The organism is Methylomonas aurea (assembly GCF_024505045.1).
GTDB classification, from domain to species: Bacteria; Pseudomonadota; Gammaproteobacteria; order Methylococcales; family Methylomonadaceae; genus Methylomonas; species Methylomonas aurea.
This window is the reverse complement of the sequence record NZ_JANIBM010000025.1, coordinates 1-19757: the sequence shown is the minus strand read 5'-3', so window position 1 is coordinate 19757 and position 19757 is coordinate 1. Positions and strand designations below refer to the sequence as shown.

The following is a 19757-nucleotide window of genomic DNA, read 5'->3' as shown; positions in this document are numbered from 1 at the left end:
CGCCGCTCAATCCAATTCCTGAATGGTCATTTCCCCGGTCTCCAGATCGAGGTCGCTACGGATAAACAAATGAATCGGCAACGGCTGTGCCCATAAATCGCCTTCGATGGTAAAAGACAGGGCTTTGTTACTCATCTGCTCGTCGTCTTTCACCAGTTCAACCGACAGCGAATCCGGCAAAATGCGCGGTTCGAAACTGGCTATCGCCTGTTTAACCTTTTTCTGGATCTGTTTGGCATCGATTCCGGTTACCGAAACGCCGGAAAACACCGGCGAACCGAAGTTCAAAACCGAATTAGCCACGAACGGGTAATCGCCGAGATCGGTCATGCTTTCCAGGGCTGCCGTGTTCAGCAGCCAGCTTAAATCGCGCAGCACGCTTTGCCTGAGCTGGCGCATCGACATGACGCGCTGTTCCCGGCTTTCTTTTTGATTCTCCGGCGCATCGTCGGTCAGGCGGTCCAACAAGGACGGCTGCAAACGCTCGGAGTGAAGCAAATCGGCCATTACTGCGATTCCGTCGCGCCAGTCGTCAGTTCGATAGCGCGCACATCCAATAACGCATAATCGTCGGCATCGGTTGCGAATAAGCGCTGACCAAGACCGTGAACCGTTTCATCGGCAACCGGCAGCCAATCGGTCAGCCGCGACAGGCGAATTCGTGTATCGGCCGCCAATTCCGAACCGGGATAACGCGTTGGGATAAAGCCTTCGGCTTCGCCGCCATTGATCCAGGTAAAATGCGCGGGGAGCCAGACCAAATCGCGCAAGTCGGTCGGCTTTTCCAACTGAATCTTGCTGATTTGCATGAAGGGAATCCAATAATAACGGCCGTTGATAACGGCCTCCAGGCAGGGGCCGAGCCGAACGTCGGCGTCCGCGATCCAGGCGAACGGGGTACCGTCGATGGAACCGGGCGTAGCCGGCGCCTGTTGCATGGCTTGGCTGCGCAATTCGGCGGCGTGGGAGTGATTGCCGTCGCTTTCGAGTTTCAACGCTTCCAGCATCAGAGCCATCCATTCCTGCGGTTGGCCGAAAACCAAAGGTGTCTTGCGGGCGGCAAACACTTCCTTGCGCAAGGCCTCGCACTGTAAAACCTGTTCGTAGGTACTGACCATCAGCAGAGTGGATGCATCCAGATCGCGCAACACATTGAGTTGGTTGAGGGCTTTGTCCCACAAGCCCGATATGCAATACAACTGGAACAATAAAACCCGCAGCTTGGCGTCCGCCGGACTCTGGCGGATCTGTTGCTGGGTTTGCTGCAAAGCGGGCTCCAATTCTCCGTTTGCGATCAGTTGCGAAACAGTGAGCATGACTTCTCCAATAGGTCGGAAAGATATCCCCGGCAGCCCCGCCGCCGGGGACGGCGATTAAAGCGCTTGGTTTTTCTTCAAATCCCAGCCTTTGAATGCACCGGCGGTGGCCGACTTGCCTTCGCCGAAGGTGCTGTACTTCATTTTGGCCTGGTTGAAATTGATGGAAATCGATTCGTTTGGACGTTCGCCGCCGCTGCTTTGGCTGTAGCTGCTGACGATGGCTTCCGACAGCTCGATTTCCAAAAAGACTTGCTGTTTGGTATCGGCGCCGGCGGTTTGAATGAAATGAATCGTCGCGGTGCCCAAGCTTTTGCCGCAAATGGCTTGCATCCACAGATCGACGGACGCAACGTCCATGCTCTTGGACATGGTCACTTCCGAAAAAGACGGATTGCTGGTATCCCGGTCTTTACCGGCACCGCTGGTGCTGATCGCGCGGCCGACACCCCATTGCAGAGAATCGATCGTGATCCAGTCCGCATGGCCCTCGACGGTGCTGTCGCCTTTAATTTCGGTTGCAAATTTCAATAAAATCATACTGCTCTCCTTTCCACTTTAGTCATTAAAACAAACGGGTATGCCACCCGGGATTTATAGGTCCCGGCGATCCGGGATTTATAAAATTTCTTGCCGCTAGCCGCGGCGGGCCGAATGCCCGGCATTACCAACCGAACAGCATCCGGCACGATCGAATAACGCTAGTTACCCTTTCTGTGACGGTAATTTGGACGTCAGACGCAAAGACACGGTCAGACCTTCCAATTGATAGTGCGGCCGCAGGAAAAACTTGGATTGGTAATAGCCGGGATTGCCTTCCACTTCCTCCACCACCACTTCGGCACCGGCCAACGGCCGTCTGGCTTTGTCTTTCTCGGTGGCGACCGCCGGGTTGGTCAGCACGTATTGGCTGATCCAGGTGTTCAACCAGGACTCCATGTCCTCCCTTTCCTTGAAAGAGCCGATTTTGTCGCGGACGATACACTTCAAATAATGAGCGAAGCGGCAGGTCGCGAACAGATACGGCAGGCGTGCGGCCAAGTTGGCGTTGGCGGTTGCGTCCGGATCTTCGTATTCGGCCGGCTTTTGTAAGGATTGCGCCCCGATAAACGCGGCAAAGTCGGTATTCTTCTTATGCAACAACGGCATGAAACCGCTTTTCGCCAGTTCCGCTTCGCGGCGGTCGGTAATCGCGATCTCGGTCGGGCATTTCATATCGACGCCGCCGTCGTCGGTCGGAAACGAGTGCACCGGCAAACCTTCCACCGCACCGCCGGACTCGACGCCGCGAATCTGCGAACACCAGCCGTAATATTTAAACGAACGGTTGATGTTGACCGCCATCGCATAGGCCGCGTTAGACCAGGTATATTTGCTGCTATCGGCTCCGGAAGTATCTTCTTCGAAATCGAATTCTTCGACCGGATCGGTTTTGGAGCCGTAAGGCAAGCGGCTCAGGAAGCGCGGCATTGCCAAACCGATGTAGCGCGAATCTTCCGATTCGCGTAGCGACCGCCACGCGGCGTATTCCGGAGTCTGGAAGATTTTGGTCAAATCGCGCGGATTGGCCAATTCCGACCAGCTTTCCATTTGCAGAACCGACGGCGCCACGCCGGAGATAAAAGGCGTGTGCGCCGAAGCGCTGATTTTGGCCATCTCGCCTAACAATTCGACGTCTTGCGGACTGTGGTCGAAATGGTAGTCGCCGACCAAACAACCGAAAGGTTCGCCGCCGAAGGTGCCGTATTCTTCTTCGTACAGCTTTTTGAACAGCGGACTTTGGTCCCAGGCGGTACCCTTGAATTTTTTCAGAGTTTTGCCCAGTTCGTTTTTCGAAATATTCAACACCTTGATTTTCAACATCTCGTCGGTTTCGGTGTTGTTAACCAAGTAGTGCAAGCCGCGCCAGGCACCTTCCAGTTTTTGGAAATCGGGGTGGTGCAAGACCAGATTCAACTGCTCGGTTATTTTTTGGTCCAGGCTGGCGATGATGGCCTGGATCGACTTGATGGCATCGTCAGAAACTTTTGTTACGTCCTTCAAGGCGTATTGGGCCAGGGTCGCTACCGCGGTGTTGACTTGATTCGCCGCCTCGGTGCCCGGTTTGAATTCCTTGGCCAGCAATGCGGAAAAATCGTCGAACTCCAGGGTTTGGGTTGCACCTTGCGCGCTTTGCGATTCTAATTCTGCCATGGCTTATTCCCCTTGCCCTTCGGTGGTTTCGGCGCCGGACTCGGCTGGCTTGGCGGATGCCGCCAAGGTTTGCAACAAGGCCGGATCGTTGATCAGCTTGGCAATCAGTTCTTCGGCGCCAGTCTTGCCGTCCATATAAGTAATCAGGTTGGACAACTGGGTTCTGGCCTCCAGGATTTTGTCCAAACCGGCAACCTTTTTCGCCACGGCGGCCGGCGAGAAATCGTCCATGCTTTCGAAGGTGATATCCACGCTCAAATTGCCTTCGCCGGTCAAGGTATTGGCGACCTGAAACGCAACGCGCGGCTTCATCGATTTCAGACGGTCGTTGAAATTGTCGACGTCGATTTCCAGCAATTTGCGGTCGGCCACGGGCGCCAGCGGTTCGGAGGGTTTTCCGGACAAGTCGGACATCACGCCCATCACGAACGGCAACTGCACTTTCTTTTCCGAGCCGTACAATTCGACATCGTATTCAATCTGCACCCGGGGCGCCCGGTTTCTCTGTATAAATTTCTGACTACTCTCAGCCATGTTTCTCTCCAGTTGAAATAGTTAACAACATTAAAACTTTAGTTCAGATCGGGACCTTTGATTAAATCTATTTGCGACAGCGCATCCGGCATCAGGTTGTTGACTATGCTCAGGAAATCCGCAGTGGCGAGATATTTGGCGCGTTGCAACAAAATAGGCACCGGACTGGACGGTTCGTATTCGGCGTAATATTTGCAGAGCAAATCCAAAGTTCTAACCACATCCGCCCGCGTCTCTATCGTCCCGGCCGCCTGTTTTACCTTGGTCGGCGCTTTAGTACCGGCTTCGGTTTCAGCGTCTTCGCCGGCGTCCTGTTCGGTGTCTTCGGCTTCGCCAGCCAGCCGACCACCGGCCAGTTGCTCGAATTGGTAACTGATTTCTTTCAACAACGAGCGGAGTGCGGATAAATTCGCCCCTTGCCCAACCCCGACTTTTTCGCTGACAAAGTTCTCAAGCTGAGCAACGCTGGCGATGCCGTCGCCTATCGCCCGGAATGTTGCTGCCAATTCCTCGCCGTCCACATCCAAAAACGCAGCCTTGATGGCATTGATATCCGGTTTGGCGACGCCTTCCGGCGGCTCCAATTTATCCGTGGCGTACTGAATGTCACGCAAACAGAAACGGCCCACGGCTTTGGATTCGACCAGCGGCGTCAAACTCAACGGCCGGATGATCCAGTCGAAATTCACCAATTCTTCGATGATGTTGATGCGCAAGGTCGGATCCAGGCCGTCGTCGGGATCGAGTTGCGGATGAATGCTATCCCAGTACCGATTCACCGACTCCTGCAATAAACCGAGGCCGTCGCGAAAGCCGGCCAAACCCTCCAGCGGAATCAAGGCCCGGATCAAGTACAAAATGACCTGCAGATCCCTGGATCTTTCCAACAGCGCCAGGGTTTGTTTTTGGATATCGCGCCAGTTGGGCGGCATCGCTTTTTCGCCGGTAAATTGGTTTTCCGGCGTACCTTGAATATCCGTGTCCAACGCAATCCGGGCGGCGTCGTATTCCAAATTGTCGCCGCACGGGTTATCCGGGCTTATCTCGTTCAACAAGCCTGATAAATCTGCCATGTTCTATTCTCCAATCTAAAAGTCCCGCCAACGGCACCGGCCAGTTGGCAAATGCGATTCCAGCGGCGAGCAGCAATGATAGGTGTGGCGGTCGATATCGACGTCACGGCGAAATCTACCGTTTCAACCACCCATACCGATAACCCAGTCGGGTTAAAGGTTTGTGTCTCCGAGCGGATTCTCGCCGCGTGATCCGCCCGGTGTGGCCGCGCATCCAGTGTAGCCGCTTTTGCGCCGCGTGCCGAAAATCGAAGTTACCAACTCGCCCCCTATTTATTACCGGTATTCCGTTAGGTAGAGCCTTTCCAACCCCGATACGGCAGCCCCTTTGAAACCCCCTTGGGGTGAACGGCATTGAAGGGCCGGGTGCATAGTAGCTGTATCCAAGCGCTGAGTTTGAGGTCAGGACTTCGGCTATCACGATAAGCATTAATCAATATGCGTGCCAGCCGCGCTGGCTTAACGGCTGATGGAGATCAAACCATTGATCGATATGAAAATATTTGAACTGACTCACGAATCGGCACCATCCAGCCAATCGAGTCAAACCGGCATGTTGGCACGATATTTCGTAGCTAATACGGAATTTAGTAAGTCGCGCCCGGGTTTCAGAGTTCTCTGCGGGACTATCCCGGCAAAAATCAACGAATATACGCGGCCGGCAGCATGGCAACGACGAGCCGGAATGACCGAAACCCGGATGATGAACACACCAAACTGGACAAGTTGCGGATCGTCAGCCGAATTGCACTACGACGACGGTAATGTTGTCGCGGCCGCTACGCGCCAATGCCTGATTGACCAGGCTATCCGTTGCTTCCCGGCAATCGCCGACCGCCATCAAACGGGCAATTTCCGCCTCGCTCAGTTCCTTGTCCAAGCCATCGCTACACAGCAAATAACGGTCGCCCTCTTCCGCACGGAAGCGCACCACGTCCAATACCAATTCTTGCTGGCCGCCCACGGCGCGGGTAATCACGTTGGCCCCAACCTGTTGCTCGGCCGCTTCCCGAGTCATCAGCCCGGACACCATCAATTCGTCCAACAGCGTGTGATCTCGGGTCAATTGCCGGAATTGCCCGCCCCGCATTTGGTACAGCCGGCTATCCCCGGCCCAAATCGCCGCGCATTCCTCCGCTCGGGCCAGAAGTACTACAACGGTGGAGCCGATAATGTCGCCCTGCTGCAAACCTGAGGCAAAACGGCGCAGATCATCGTTGATTTTTTGCAACCGAGCTAATGCGGCGGCAATTTGCCCGTCCAAACTCTCGGCGGCCGCCATGGCCGATAAGCTATCGACAACCAGACGACTGGCCAAGTCTCCTGATTGGTGTCCGCCCATGCCGTCGGCAACCACCCACAATCCTTGCGCCGGGCAATCCAACATTGCATCCTCGTTGTGTTTACGTTTGTTGCCGACCACGCTTATACCATGCGAACACCAAAGAGGCGCAGCCGAAACCGATTCGGCAGATTTTTCGGCGCCGTTTACCTGCTCAGGACCGACCTGGCGACATTCCAAAATTTGTTTGCGCCGTTGCAACTGCCAGGAGCGCGCGCTTTGCGGAACACCCTGTAAAAAATCGGCATAGGTATCGATAGGCGGCAGACCCTCGCAAATTAACAGATTGGCCGGGCCCGATTGAGTACCGGCCGAAGACCATACGCTGTAACTGCTTAAAAACCGAGCCATTAAAACTTGGCTCAAGCGCGGATACGCTAAGTGGCTCTGTGCCAAGTCCCGCATCTCAAAGCCTAACGCGAATTTACCCGAGTGTTGCCCCAAATCCGCGGCCGCCTCGGTTTGAAAATAATTGGCCGGGCCGTATCGATTCCAGGAAATCCCGGACACGGCGGCATCAAAACCCTCCAAATCGAAGGGCTCGCTCAATACCGATAACGCGGCGTCTTCCAGTTGCGCAAACCAAGCGGTTTCCGGCAGAAACAAGTCCATCAATGCATCGCTAGGCACCGGTTGGGCCAAGGTCAACGGGTAATAACGCCCAACTCGGTCGACACTTGGCATCATCACGCCGGCCCAAGCTGTGTTACCGCATATTCCGGGCCCGAGGGCAAAACGCCACAGAGGGCTGACCAAAAACGACGATAGCCACTTGTCGCCCAGCGAGTCCTGACTGGCGCGTAACGATGATTGCAGCCATTGGTCCCAGGGCTCGATAAATTGGCGGGGCAAGCGCCGACTAACAAAATCGCCCAAGGTGGGAACTTTGCCGAAAAAACCGACTGTTGCCGGTTCGATGTTGGTCACAATGCCTCCGGACAACGGAAGCTTTGGTATTCGCTAATGCCGAACGGATTGTTTACGCTCGCGGCATGCAGTTCGAAACGGGCGCTGAAACCTTCCACTTGCACCGTCAGATTGAAGCGGTCGGGCAAGCCGGTCGGCTCGATGTTGAATTCGTCGAACATACGAAACAGCGCCCAAGCGCCATCTTTGGCACGGCTGACTTGTTTGCCGTCCAAAGTTTCGAACACCACCCGAACCCCGGCGCTGTTATTGCTTCCCGGCCATTGAAATTTGGTGAGCTGTTCCGGCCCGTGGCGATAGACCAATTCCTGGCCTTCGATGTTGAGGCGAAAGGTGCCGACCCGGTCGTCCAACGCTAAGGGTTTCAATTCAAATTGCACTTGAGGCACGGCACCGCCGCCCGGAAAGAACGCATCGCGGATTTTGGCGGCGATCTGGAATTGGCGGATACTGGCCGGAGCCAATCCCAGAGCGTTGTCGGATTTGAGTTCTTGCCACTGCACCGCGGCAATATCGACGAACGGTTTTAAATTGGCGTTGAAAAACTGGTCGACAATTCCGTTCGCGGCAAATACCTTGCCGAAATCGGCCAGTAACACATCCTGAGGCGTATTTTTCGCAAACGGATAGCGGCCGGACAAGGCAGCCTTACATGGGATTGCCACGGCGGTTTTCAACATTTCGTTGAGCTGGTTTTTCGCTCCGCTCTTGATTTGTTGGCCGCCGGTGGCGGTCAAGGCATTTAAAGAGGCCGCAATAGGCCCCGGTAAGCGGGCGAATTCCATTTTCGCCGCCTGCAGCGGATCGATTCCGCCGCCGGCGGCTTTGGCCGCTTCGGTGGATAGCGCCTGGCCGCCGGCATTGCTAGCCGAGCCGATTTGCATCAAGTAGTCGTGCAGATTCTTAATGCTGGCCAACGCCGAAGCGATCGGCGCCGGACGGTCCGCCGCGCCGCGCACTTGGGCGTTAAAAGGCTCGAAATAAGCCTCTAAGGCTTTAACCGGATCTATGCCCTGTTCGCTCTGCTTGGCCACTGCCAGCAATTTTTGCGTGGCGGCTTCCGGCACGGCGATACCACCGGCCGCTTTGCTAAGGCTCTCCGCCAAGTCGGCGGAGAGTTTGCTCAATGAAGTATTTTTTTCCACCAACTCGAGCAACAATTTCAGCGGCGAGTCCGGTCTGGACAACAAATCCAGCGTGTCGACCAGTTGGCTCGTTCCGGCTTGCGGCCGGAATTTGACCCCGGCCAATACGCCATCCCAGGCTTTTTGGTAATCGGCCAGATACAACCGTTTGAAATCGCCGTACAAGCGGTCGATCTCGGTCAACGAATTGCCGGTTTCTACGCCCAATACCCAATTCTGCTCGCTGGCTTCCTTGACGTAAGACATACCTTTTTTCAAAAACAGCTCGGTATAACCATAAGCGGTGAACACCCCGGGTACCACGATAGAGTCCAGTTCTTTGCCGTTGGCCGCGACGAAAACCCGGCCGCCATTCGGCGCTAATTGGGCGGCAACGATCAAATCCCGGCTATGGTCGAATAAGGCCTCGCTTTTAAATCGGCTGTAAACTTGGTTGACCAACGGTATCTGGCTCAGTTTGTTGCGTACTGCGCCGACAAAGTTGTTGTCGATCGCCACCGGGTCTAACGGCAATGCCAGCAAATTGTCCAAATGGGTTTGCAGTTTCGCTTGAGTCTCCGGGTCGGTGGCGAACATTTGTTCCCAATCCAGCTTGATCCAGGGCTGCGCCACCTTGGAGTCCAGCCGTTGCGGTTCGCCGAACATCAGATAGACGCGCAGCAACTGGTACAGTACGTCCAGATTGGCGCCTTCGTCACCCTGCATGCGTTGTTGTAAGCGCTGTACGATCTGCACGGCAAAGCCTTCCCGCAACAAGCGCTGGTAAGCCATGTCCACTCCGGAGCCGATCTTATCGCCCTGATCCAGACCAAAACCGGTACTCCAGCCGGCTTGCCGGTAAACGTCGGCCGCGGCCTGTAATGCGTCCAGCTTAGGCAACAACGCCAAAAACCCGGTTCGCGCATCCCGAGCCACGATATTGCTGGCACGGTAGGCTTCTATCTGTTTATCGACTTCGGCAATCGCCATTTTGTTGGCAGTAAAACTGATCGACCAGACCAGCGCCGCAATCGCGACGAATGCAAAGGTTGCACCGTAAGCGGCAAGCGTCATCAACCGGTATCGGCGCTCGATGCGCGGATCGGTGCCGACCAATTCCGCTTCCGGAAACACGACCTGCTTCAACAACTTGGTCAGAAAATAACTTTTACCGCGGCCGCTCAACAACGGAACGGCTTGGCGATCCAGCCTGAAGTTGGCGGCCAGAACCGACATGATACGGTCGATCGGCGTACCATCCTGCGTACCGCTGCTGAAGTACACACCGCGCAATAAAAACGGTTCTTCATAACGATTGGTGGAAAACGTGGCCCGCAAAAAATCGGTTGCCACCGCTTTGAACAGCATCATTTGCTGCGGGAAATCGAAAATGGCCGCGCGGCGCTGAACATCGCGCTCTTCTTGCATCCGTTTCAAACGCCGCTGCACCAGACGTTCGACCAGTTCGTCGTAGCCGCGCCCGAATTGTTGGAGGTGCTCGGCCGAATTATCGTTAGCGGACTCGGTACGCAGAAAGGTTTCGCCCCAAACTTGGCTGCGCTCGTCTTCGGTCAAGTTTGCGAAAAAGTCGTTAAATCCGGCAATCAAGTCGGTTTTGGTAAACAACACGTAAACCGGCAACTGCACGCCCAAGCGGTCGTTCAGCTCCATGATCCGACGCCGGACCGCCGCGGCGTGCTGGCGTAACTCTTCTTCCGTTTGTTGCATCAAATCGCTGACGCTGACCGCAACGAATACGCCGTTCAATGGCCGGCGCGGCCGATATTTTTTCAATAGCTGCAAAAAACCTTGCCAAGCCGAAGCGTCGACCTCCTTGTGGCTGTCCTGAGTGGTATAGCGGCCGGCAGTATCCAACAATACCGCTTCGTCCGAAAACCACCAATCGCAATCGCGGGTGCCGCTGACACCTTTCACGGAGTGTTTGCCCAAGCGCTCTGCCAGCGGGAAATGCAATCCGGAATTGATCAATGCCGTGGTTTTCCCGGAACCCGGTGCACCTATAATCGCATACCACGGCATTTCATAGAGAAATTGCGTGCCGCGTTGCTGCTTGCGTCCGCTGGTTTTCAACAAAGCCAATGCTTCTTCGAAGCCGCGGTTCAATACATCCAACTCGGCCTCCGCGGCCGCTTCGGTACCGTGGACGCTATCGGCGGCATCGTTTCCCGCCAAATCTGCCATCAGTTTTTGGTCGCGCTGCCGCGAAAAACGGTAGGCCAATATTCGGTAAATCAACCATACCGATACCAACAGGCCAATCGTTATTCCTCTGGCCAACTCCGATTCCAGCGGCGCAACGCCGGCAATCGCAACCAATGGCCCGATAAACCATATCAGCAGTGCCAGGAACAGCACTCCGATCAGTTCCAACACCCATTTACGTTTGAAAAAATTGATTGTCCGTTCCACGCGCAATTCTCACTTAATCAGGATGTCGACACGGCGGTTAAAGGCTCGATGCTCCGGGGTGTCGTTAGGCTCCAACGGCTCGCCGTCCGCTCGCCCTTCGGCACGGACGCTCCCGCGCAATTGTGCGGAAGCGGTCAGGATTGCCAGCACATTCTTCGCCCGCGCAGTCGATAAATGCCAATTGGACGGGAAACGGGCTGACACGATAGGCCTATCGTCGGTGTGCCCGGTAACTAAAATAGAGTCTTGTTGGTTCTCCAGTTCCTTGGCGATCTTTTTCAACATCGGGATGAATTCGGGCTTTACCTGGTCGCTTCCTGACGGGAAGGAATTGCGAACCCGAATAATGCTGTCATCTACGACTTCCACCATGTTTTTGGCTATTTCGTCGCGTAATAACGGAATGAAGCGTTGCGCGCGATTGGGACTGGGCTGAGGACTAACCGGTGCAACCGGAGTTGCCGCTTCCACCGCGGCCAGCAAAATCGGCTCCTTGCTCAGTTTAAGCAACTCTTTGTAGGTGGGATCGGAAGCGGCATTGATAAAAAATGCGAAGCCCAAATAACACAGTAAGGCCAGACCTCCGGCTATGGTTGCAAATACCCACAGCGGTACTCGAGACATCAGCGGATGGATTACAGTTTTCTGGCCCTGCCAACGAGGCGACAATTCGACGGGAGCATCTCCGCGGACACGTTGGATCAACTGGTACAGTTCCACCCTTTGCTTTTCCAGTTCGTTCATGCCATTCGCCATGATCCGGAATTTACCTTCGAAGCCGAAGCTCAAAAGCGCATAACCGAGTTCAATCAGTGCCAGATTCTGAGCGGGTTGCTTCACCAATTGGTCGAGAATCTGGAAAAACCGCTCGCCACCCCACGCTTCCTTGTGAAAAACGATCAATAAGCTCTGGTGCCCCCAGTTACTTTGCGAGCCCCAAGGCGTATTCTGGATGATTTCGTCGAGAAAGGTACATAGCCCGTAGCTGGCGATACGGACGTGCTCTTGCTGTAAGCCGGCGGCAAGCGCCCGATTCTCGAATTCGCTAATCTCTTTAGCCAACTTTTGTTTCAATTCGTCCACCGCCGCATACGCGACCGTCGATCTTAATCTGGCGGCCAGCGAGAGCAATCCGGCTGCCAAATCCAATAAGGAGGCGGATGATGAAATTGTCAACGCACTTATTGGTGGAATATTTTGATAGCTGGCTGGCTGTGGCGTTATCGGCTTTTGCCCGACTCTGCTGATCGTGGCCGAGTCAGGCATGCGCCCCCCCGGAGAAGGCCTTAATACGGTTTTATCGTCATCACCGAATGGACCATTTTGCGTCATCGCCGCCTACCCTTTTTTTATTGCCCAAAACTCCAACTCCAAACCGGGAAAATTGCCGCCGATATGGAACGCAAAACCGCCAGATTCAGCCATTTTTTTCCAATAGGGACTCTGCTTGTCGAGTTCGAAATACGAACAGCCCGCGTGGTAAGGCAATTGCCTTGGCGCCACCGGCAACGGGTGTATCGCAATTCCGGGCAGAGCGGCAGTGACCAATTGCGTGATTTCTTCAACCGGGCCGATTTTTACTTGCGGCGGAAAATGCATACGTAACATTTCCGAAGATACTTGCGCACTGGCGGCCAGTATATAGATTGCGTTTTCCAATAGTTTTACATCCGGACGTCCCGAGTAGTAAACCGACTGGCTGTGCTTGGTGAGTGGAATTTGAATCGCATTTTGTTCCAACACCATGCTCAACAGACGACGCAATTCGTCGATCAACGGGATGAAACATCGGCGCAAATCATCGTGTTGGTAGGGCGGTATATCGACCGGGCGCTTGTTTGGCCGGTAAAAAGTTGCAAGATCTCCCATTATCTGCAGGCACAAGGAAAACAGGCTTTCAGGGTGCAAGGAATTGTCTTCAGCCAAATGTGCGAGCACGGGCTCGTAGCGATTAATCGATTGTAACAATAAGAAATCTGCGACTTCGGCGACAGCGGCGCCGTGCGATGCACCGGCAACGCGGTTCGCTAGAGCCTCGCCCCGGGTATGCAACAACCCTTGCAATTCGCGGACAAAACCAGCCAGAATTTGACTAGCCGAGGATTGCAATGATGCAGGAATGTATTTGTCGTCCAACACGACGGTTTTATCCGCTCGAACTTCAACGATATTGGCAACCCCCAAACACAAATAGCCTGAGCGTTCCTGCGAACTTAATAGTAGACGCGGCCTCATATGCGCAATTTGCACCGGATAACGGCCGTCATATCCGGCATTGTTGTCTCTGACCTCACGATGGTTTATTCGATAGCGTGCTAGCCCGTCCGGATTTTGTTCACTGTCGATCTCGACCCCATCCGGCCGCATTAATGGCAGTGCCAAGTAAACAATTTCATTGCTGGTTCCCGGCGGAACATCCAAGGGTAACGGCAGATCGTCTTCATGTGGCATATAAAACGGCGTACCGTCTTGGAATATACCTCTCGCTTCATTCAGACAAATTTTCCCGATCGGCAATTGGCTGATGTCGATTGCAAGTGTCGAAACCCCCCAATCATGCGCTCGGATTCCACGGCAGCGCCCATCTACCAGCCTTTCTAAATAGCGGTCATGTTGTTGGAAGTGCTGCGGCCGTAAAAACATGCCTTCAGTCCAAACAATCCTATTACTTATAGCCATACTCTGTTGATTTTTGATTTGTTAGCCTACTATCAGCTTCAGGTTTGTTAATATTCAGCGGCGGTTGAATAGATGCATCTGTTTCTCGTAGGCATCGGCAAATTCTTCTCCAAAAAACTCTTCGACGGCTAACGACTTTAATTCAGGGTATTTTTCACAATAAAGCTCCCAACACCTCGCCTTTTTCTGAAACACTAATCCTTCACCCAATGTTTTCTCGAAGGCTTCAGGCTCAAATCGTCGCAAGATCTCCGCCAACGATGCTTGTATGCCTGCTGTAACGGCCATTTGATGATATCTAAGATCTCTAAACGCTTCGGTTACCGCAACATCCGGTGCGATGAAAGCCGGATTATTTGGCGCCAACATAAGTTTAAGCACACTTTCCACATCAGGATTGAATTTTAGTGGGTTATTTTCTGTTGACCGGATTGTGGTAACTGAAACGCGAAACTCACTCTTCATCTCTGCGCGTACGCGTAATACATCCATCAATCCTTCTATCAAATCGCGGAATAACTTTCCTGCGGCAGTCATGGCATTTGACCGCTGAGATTCCGGCAAAAAATCCAAATCATTTATGCCAGCACCTTGCAAAAAGCACCTAAGTAACTCACTGTTATCTGGAGTTGTTCCTGGAGTAGCATTCGAATTTGTAGACGTCACGCACTCGCTTAAATCCTTGATCGCCCTAAGACTCGGAACCTGATCGTCATTTATTTGATCGTCACTGTAATAGGTTCCTTGGGACTTAGGTGCTGAATAAGTTTCTGGCGCAACTTCCAAAGCAGACGATTTCGGCGCATCTGCTGTGCCTGCAATTTCGGATGCACCAAAAGGCGGGGTTGGAGCTAATGAATCCAATCCTTTTAAAAGTTCCGCAATATCTCTTTCCTGGGTCTTAAAAGGAGATACGTTTGCCGATAAAACATCGGGCGGGGAAAAGCTATCTTGGTATGATTGATTGGGTGCTAGATCAAATAGCGGCTTTTCTATTTGGTGCCCAAAAACTGAGGAGTTAGAGGTAGATGCAATTGGCGAATTCGGTTCGATTTCAAAAGATTTTGAGAAAGGACCTCGATCAATTGCCGAAAAATCTAGAATTGGGCGTTCGGTGGATTCGTTATCAATTTCGACCTGTACCTCGTATTCACCTATGCGCAATATTTCGTTATTTTGTAACGTAACATCTTCGCCGGTTATACTAATATCTGCTTTAACGAGAAACGTCCCATTTTTACTAGTATCTTTTAGGCGATATCGTCCATTTTGGTAGAAAACTTCAGCGTGACGACCTGAAACAAAGTTTTCCGGATCGGTTAATACTAATGTATTTTCATTTTTCCTCCCAATAGTACCCCCGCGTTCATCGAACGTAGCCGACAAATCAGTGCTTGAAGGAATACCCTTATATGAGATAACTCTTAATCTTAGAGGCACAGTGACATTCCTGTATCAGATAGAATTATTAACATAGTATTTTATTGCAAATCAACCAACAAAATAACCACTAATTAAATTATCTGTTAATACCATAATCAACCAGCCTCCTAATACTTGTATAGAATACAATCTATAGAATCTTCCAATTCCGCTCCGAGAATTTATCTCGATGTCTTTTATTTAACTTATTTTTTTTGAGCCTCTTCAGTGGAAGATACTAAACTTGACATACAATCAACTACGCTTTCTACATAATTAGAATGTGCATCAGCTAGCTTTTTCGCATCACCAAAATCGCCCCTTAATTCCTCCAATGTTTTTTTTGGATCAGCCGACTTATTAAGCGCCAGCATTTTCGTATAATTCTTATATGCCTGCCTGCGCTGAGGGTCTAAAAAGAACAAACCAGGCATATTTGATGACGATTCGTTCACCACGCACTTTGTCATTTCTTCTGGCTCGATTTTATAGTCCTTAATATCTTTCTCCGTTTTCATCTGCTCCAATACCGCATTTTGATATTCATCCTTTTCTACACACCCCACAAATAAAAAGAGAGAACAAACCAACATTACCTTCTTCATTTCGATACTCTTAAATCCAAAACATTAATCCTGATTAAAATTTTTAAATATTGATTTTGACCAGTAGTTTACACCAAAAAAAACCCCCGCTATTTTTCAATAGCGAGGGTTTGTCTTTCAATTCTAGGCTTTTATCTACCTAGAATCCTTTCACATATTAGATGAAAGTTGGGATCAGCGGAGCGTCAACAGTTACCAATTGACGGTTGCCGTTAGCATCCCAGAAGAACAGCAAGCCAGCAAAGCGGCTGTCTGGGTCATAGATCAAGTCAGCCAGACGATATACTTCCCAAGCAGCATCAGAAGCGGTAACTTCGATAGTGCGGGTTTCACCTGGAGCCAGAGGGCTGTTATCGCTAACAGTCAAGCCTTCTTCAGCCAACAAGTCGTCAGGATAGTTGGTGTCATCTTCATGAACAGCAGGATCCAAGAAGCGAACGCCAGCAGTATTGAACTCACCCAAACGGATAGCAGAATCGCCATTGTTTGTTACGGTCAAGGTCATTTGCATTGCACGACCTGGCACACGGTAAGTAGCATCATCAACTTTCACAGAAACAGTTGACTCTGGCATTTGGTAAGTTTTCATACCACGCAACAAACCAGCTTGCAGCGGAGTAGTAACAGGGTATTTTTCGTTAGTAGAAGCCATAGAAGCAGCTACGATAACCATGGTACCAACACCGAACAACATACCAACTTTTTTATCACCAGCAGAGATCAAAGAATCTGCTTTGCCAGTGCTTACAGCGATATGACGTGGAACGAACAGAGGACGTTTGATCCAGAACAGCAACCATGCGAACGCAATTGCGAACCACACAGCGTGCCAGAAGTAAACGTTATCCAGAGCGTAGTTTTCCAAGTTGATGGTTTGACCAGTCAAAGTAGTTACTGGGTTTACGAATTGGCTCATAGAACCAGTTACAGTAACCCATTTACCAGGACCGATGATTGGACCACCGCCTTGTACGTTCATCATTGAGTGAACGTGCCAGTCACCAGGACGACGAGCTTTCAACAGAACTTTAAACTCATAAACTTCGCCCAGTTCCAAAGAAACAGAACGAGGAACCAGTTGACCGCCAATCCAAGAGCCAGCACGGATAAATACAGGTCCTGGGATACCAACGTTCAAAAATGAAACTTCTGGTTTATCAACAGTTTCCGGCCAGCCTGCAAACACCAGGAATTTGCCAGAAATAGTCATGGTTTCGTTGACAGCTACTTCTTCTTTTGACCAGTTCAAGTCAAACCAGTGAATAGTACGCATACGCATGAACGCAGCCTGTGACTTTTCACCATGAGCAGATGCTGCTGGAGCGTAGAACATCGCTGTTGCCATTGCTACCAACAGTGCGACAAAGGACAGTTTTGCAACTTTGTCTTTTATTATTTTCATATTTCCTCCTCTATCACTAGAGAAATTTAATTAAGACTTTTTGACGGCTTATTATTGTCCGCCAAGTTCATTTTCCTACTACTTCTAATTAAGAAGCGTCGTCTGCGATGAAGTCAGTTTTTGCGAACCAACGACCGAAGAAGTGCCACAAGAAGTAGATAATGATAGAAACGAAACCAGAGAAGAACGCTGATACAGGAGCAACGTCTTTACCGAAAGTTCTTAATGTACCTTTCTCAACCATACGGATGTACTCAGGTGTACCGGTACGTACGTAGTGGTAACCTTGCAAGTCAGCCAAAGTCATCATCATACCGTTGTATTCAACAGGAACGTGCAATGGCGCGATGACAGGCCAGTTGCCTGGGTAGAACAGCAAACCGTACGCCAAACCACCGATAACAGCAGTCAGAGTCATGCTATTGCCCAACATCAGAACCACGTCCAGAACGATAGCGCCTGGCAGTAGGTTAGATGGGAAGCAAATGTTTACTGGGAAGTATGTCCAGCCCCAGAAGTTCATGTAACGGTTGATCCACTCACCGATCATCAGAGCAACAACAGAAAGAGTTGCACCAACTGGCAAACGGTATCTCCACCACAAGCAAGCTTGAACAGCCGCAGGGAAAGTAATAGAAACGATAGGCGCTACGGTTACCCACAGACGTCTATCTTTCCAGTCGGTCCAGAAATCCCAGTCACCGCCAGTCAACATATAGTGAATGTGGTAACCGCCCAGAACCGCTGTGAACAGTGTAAAAAGAATCATCCAGTCAAACGTACGGGAAACTTGTACCGCTTCCGCACGTGAACGTACAGCTGATTGAGATGCGCTCATTAGCTTACCTCCTAAAGAATTAAAATTATATTTTTTGACTTCTCTTTATCCTACCGCCACTCAAACAAAGTAGCGGCAGGAAAGGAGATAGTATTTTTACTTTTAAAGATAAGCTATTAAGCCAGATCTTTTTTCAGCAATTTTGCAATTGCCATTACTTCGGTGTTCACAACACCCATTATAGCCAGAGCAGCCCAACCAAAGAATACGAAACCGTAGTGCAATGGAGCAACGAACAACTCTTCCATAAACCAGAATGTGTGACCCCATTCATTCAAACCAACGTTTGGCAGAATCATGAAAGGACCGATAACCGCAACCAAATACATCAGGTGCAGACCTTCGTGGTATGTAGGCAGTCTTGTTTTTGCATACATAAATGAAGCTGAACCAGTGATGATGTAGATTGGGTATGACAGGTAGAACTCGATGATATGACTTGGAGTGAAGTCAGTATCACGAACGATAGTTTGGTGCCAGGTACCGTCTTGTTCAGTGAAGTAAGAAGCACCCCAGTAGATAGCCCAACCGTAGCAAACCAACCAAGTCCAGTGAGTGAAGTGACGACGCAGTTCTTCACGCGGAGTGATTGACATTACTTTGCGATCACGAGTTTTCCAGATGTAACCATTGATACCAGCAAACAGCAGCACTTCAAGAACGATCTCGATGTACAGCATATTCATCCAGTATGTTTCAAACTCAGGCGCGAATGAGTCAAGACCAGCGGACCAGCCGTAAACACCTTCATACCAGCGAATGAATGAATAAAAAACCAAGTACAGAGCAACGCCTGCCCACAGGTTTCTTTGATTTAAAAGCGGTGCTTCCGCAGCATCAGCCTTAACTGATTCAGTTGTAGCAGCCATTTCTACCTCCTAAAAGATTATCTAAATCCCCGATCGTATCGGGAGTTCTTTGTTTTTCCCTATTACCAGACTTCTTACGAAGACACCCTCATCCCTTAAGGTGCGAGGCAGTCTACCACCTACTATTTTGTTGTCAAGACAATTTCAATTTTTTCCAAGTCCAACAACGTTACCGCGACTTGAGGCCGCGCACTGGCTAAAAGCACACTGCGCAAACGCGAATTGAGAAGAATAATGTGATGCCCCCCTAACGCCTCGAAAGACAGGCGTATTCAACAAAAAGAGGTCATCATCACCGAGAAAACACGTCATCCCGCCATAATTCAGCTAGGAAACCAAGCAAGAAGCCGTCAATCTATACGTGAAGTTTTAACCTATCTGGTGCTGGTATTGACAAAGTTCGCGTATTTACTGGCGTTTGAGGAATCGGCAAACAAAAACATTCAAACGCCAGCGGTCCGAATCAATAGCGTTGTAAGCTCGATGTGCATAACAGCAAATCGCGGGGCATCCAGACACCTCTCAATAAGTGCACTCGGTCGCTGGGTACGCGTAGAGCGCAAATCGGTAAAGATTGGACGATGTGAGAAAAGGGGTTACCTCAACTTGGCCGATCAGGAAAATTTGCGCTGGTTACGCTGGGAAAACGAGCAGTTGCGAATGGAGCGCGAGATCCTATGCCCTCTTTTATGCTTCGGAGGGTATTCTTGCGCCGAAACGCGCTATTTTTGCGAAAGATTTTTCGGAATCCATTGACCGAAAAGTCAGAAAAAATGCACGCAACCGCTCACGCCTTCGACGACCCCGATTTATCCGCGTCACCTAGTCTCGTCCCAACAAGGGTATCGAAACTTAGGCTTTCGCATGACTTCACGCCATTTCGCGAGGCCTTGCAGGCTTTCTCCGCTTCGCTACGAAAACCCGCCCGACGCGACGGCTATCGCGGGCTAAAAATCTTCACTTTGATTTCGACGACTATCTCGACTTATTGGCGATTGCCGAG

General features: G+C 51.2%; 16 protein-coding genes. 1 reads left to right on the top strand and 15 read right to left on the bottom strand.

Going from position 1 to position 19757, the window contains the following annotated elements; translation table 11 throughout:
* Window positions 1-6 precede the first annotated feature (6 nt).
* The 15 genes from tssE to amoC all read right to left on the bottom strand — a co-directional run bounded on the left by tssE (window position 7) and on the right by amoC (window position 18754).
* On the bottom strand, window positions 7-507 hold the full coding sequence (tssE, locus tag NP603_RS15745; protein ID WP_256611900.1) for a type VI secretion system baseplate subunit TssE: 501 nt from the start codon (window positions 505-507) through the stop codon (window positions 7-9).
* Entirely contained in the window at window positions 507-1316 is an 810-nt protein-coding gene (locus NP603_RS15740; RefSeq protein WP_256611899.1) for a type VI secretion system accessory protein TagJ, read from the bottom strand. The genes tssE and NP603_RS15740 overlap by 1 nt, the downstream gene beginning before the upstream one ends.
* A gap of 57 nt (window positions 1317-1373) precedes the next feature.
* Entirely contained in the window at window positions 1374-1856 is a 483-nt protein-coding gene (locus NP603_RS15735; protein WP_256611897.1) for an Hcp family type VI secretion system effector, read from the bottom strand.
* Between the two features lie 165 nt (window positions 1857-2021).
* Window positions 2022-3509, bottom strand: coding sequence for a type VI secretion system contractile sheath large subunit (gene tssC, locus NP603_RS15730; protein ID WP_256611895.1), 1488 nt, complete (start codon window positions 3507-3509; stop codon window positions 2022-2024).
* A gap of 3 nt (window positions 3510-3512) precedes the next feature.
* The gene (gene tssB / locus NP603_RS15725) at window positions 3513-4043 is read right to left on the bottom strand and encodes a type VI secretion system contractile sheath small subunit (protein WP_256611893.1); all 531 of its coding nucleotides are present in this window, start codon (window positions 4041-4043) and stop codon (window positions 3513-3515) included.
* 38 nt (window positions 4044-4081) lie between these two features.
* Complete coding sequence (tssA, locus tag NP603_RS15720) at window positions 4082-5116, bottom strand: type VI secretion system protein TssA (protein ID WP_256611892.1); 1035 nt, start codon at window positions 5114-5116, stop codon at window positions 4082-4084.
* Window positions 5117-5852: 736 nt separating this feature from the next.
* Window positions 5853-7385 (bottom strand): type VI secretion system-associated protein TagF, encoded by a 1533-nt coding sequence (tagF, locus tag NP603_RS15715; RefSeq protein ID WP_256611890.1) that lies wholly within the window; start codon window positions 7383-7385, stop codon window positions 5853-5855.
* On the bottom strand, window positions 7382-10939 hold the full coding sequence (tssM, locus tag NP603_RS15710) for a type VI secretion system membrane subunit TssM (RefSeq protein ID WP_256611889.1): 3558 nt from the start codon (window positions 10937-10939) through the stop codon (window positions 7382-7384). Before tssM ends, tagF begins: the two co-directional genes overlap by 4 nt.
* A 9-nt stretch (window positions 10940-10948) precedes the next feature.
* Entirely contained in the window at window positions 10949-12115 is a 1167-nt protein-coding gene (icmH, locus tag NP603_RS15705) for a type IVB secretion system protein IcmH/DotU (protein ID WP_256611888.1), read from the bottom strand.
* A 162-nt stretch (window positions 12116-12277) separates the two neighbouring features.
* A complete protein-coding gene (tssK, locus tag NP603_RS15700; protein ID WP_256611887.1) occupies window positions 12278-13618 on the bottom strand; it encodes a type VI secretion system baseplate subunit TssK in 1341 nt (446 codons plus the stop codon).
* Window positions 13619-13672: 54 nt separating this feature from the next.
* Window positions 13673-15058 (bottom strand): type VI secretion system-associated FHA domain protein TagH, encoded by a 1386-nt coding sequence (gene tagH, locus NP603_RS15695; protein ID WP_256611886.1) that lies wholly within the window; start codon window positions 15056-15058, stop codon window positions 13673-13675.
* 188 nt (window positions 15059-15246) lie between these two features.
* A complete protein-coding gene (locus tag NP603_RS15690) occupies window positions 15247-15645 on the bottom strand; it encodes a hypothetical protein (protein ID WP_256611885.1) in 399 nt (132 codons plus the stop codon).
* Window positions 15646-15802: 157 nt separating this feature from the next.
* On the bottom strand, window positions 15803-17047 hold the full coding sequence (gene amoB / locus NP603_RS15685) for a bacterial ammonia monooxygenase, subunit AmoB (protein WP_256611884.1): 1245 nt from the start codon (window positions 17045-17047) through the stop codon (window positions 15803-15805).
* 88 nt (window positions 17048-17135) lie between these two features.
* Window positions 17136-17885, bottom strand: a complete 750-nt coding sequence (gene amoA / locus NP603_RS15680) for a bacterial ammonia monooxygenase, subunit AmoA (protein ID WP_256611882.1) — start codon at window positions 17883-17885, stop codon at window positions 17136-17138.
* Between the two features lie 116 nt (window positions 17886-18001).
* Window positions 18002-18754, bottom strand: coding sequence for a bacterial ammonia monooxygenase, subunit AmoC (amoC, locus tag NP603_RS15675; RefSeq protein WP_256611881.1), 753 nt, complete (start codon window positions 18752-18754; stop codon window positions 18002-18004).
* A gap of 752 nt (window positions 18755-19506) precedes the next feature.
* Here amoC and NP603_RS15670 point away from each other — a divergent pair.
* Window positions 19507-19757 (top strand): hypothetical protein (locus NP603_RS15670; RefSeq protein ID WP_256611880.1); only part of this gene is annotated, 251 nt, incomplete at its 3' end.

Bases quoted from the DNA above. Each gene is read 5' to 3' on its own strand.
- tssE (WP_256611900.1), bottom strand. From the start codon at position 507: ATGGCCGATTTGCTTCACTCCGAGCGTTTGCAGCCGTCCTTGTTGGAC.
- NP603_RS15740 (WP_256611899.1), bottom strand. From the start codon at position 1,316: ATGCTCACTGTTTCGCAACTGATCGCAAACGGAGAATTGGAGCCCGCT.
- NP603_RS15735 (WP_256611897.1), bottom strand. From the start codon at position 1,856: ATGATTTTATTGAAATTTGCAACCGAAATTAAAGGCGACAGCACCGTC.
- tssC (WP_256611895.1), bottom strand. From the start codon at position 3,509: ATGGCAGAATTAGAATCGCAAAGCGCGCAAGGTGCAACCCAAACCCTG.
- tssB (WP_256611893.1), bottom strand. From the start codon at position 4,043: ATGGCTGAGAGTAGTCAGAAATTTATACAGAGAAACCGGGCGCCCCGG.
- tssA (WP_256611892.1), bottom strand. From the start codon at position 5,116: ATGGCAGATTTATCAGGCTTGTTGAACGAGATAAGCCCGGATAACCCG.
- tssK (WP_256611887.1), bottom strand. From the start codon at position 13,618: ATGGCTATAAGTAATAGGATTGTTTGGACTGAAGGCATGTTTTTACGG.
- NP603_RS15690 (WP_256611885.1), bottom strand. From the start codon at position 15,645: ATGAAGAAGGTAATGTTGGTTTGTTCTCTCTTTTTATTTGTGGGGTGT.
- amoB (WP_256611884.1), bottom strand. From the start codon at position 17,047: ATGAAAATAATAAAAGACAAAGTTGCAAAACTGTCCTTTGTCGCACTG.
- amoA (WP_256611882.1), bottom strand. From the start codon at position 17,885: ATGAGCGCATCTCAATCAGCTGTACGTTCACGTGCGGAAGCGGTACAA.
- amoC (WP_256611881.1), bottom strand. From the start codon at position 18,754: ATGGCTGCTACAACTGAATCAGTTAAGGCTGATGCTGCGGAAGCACCG.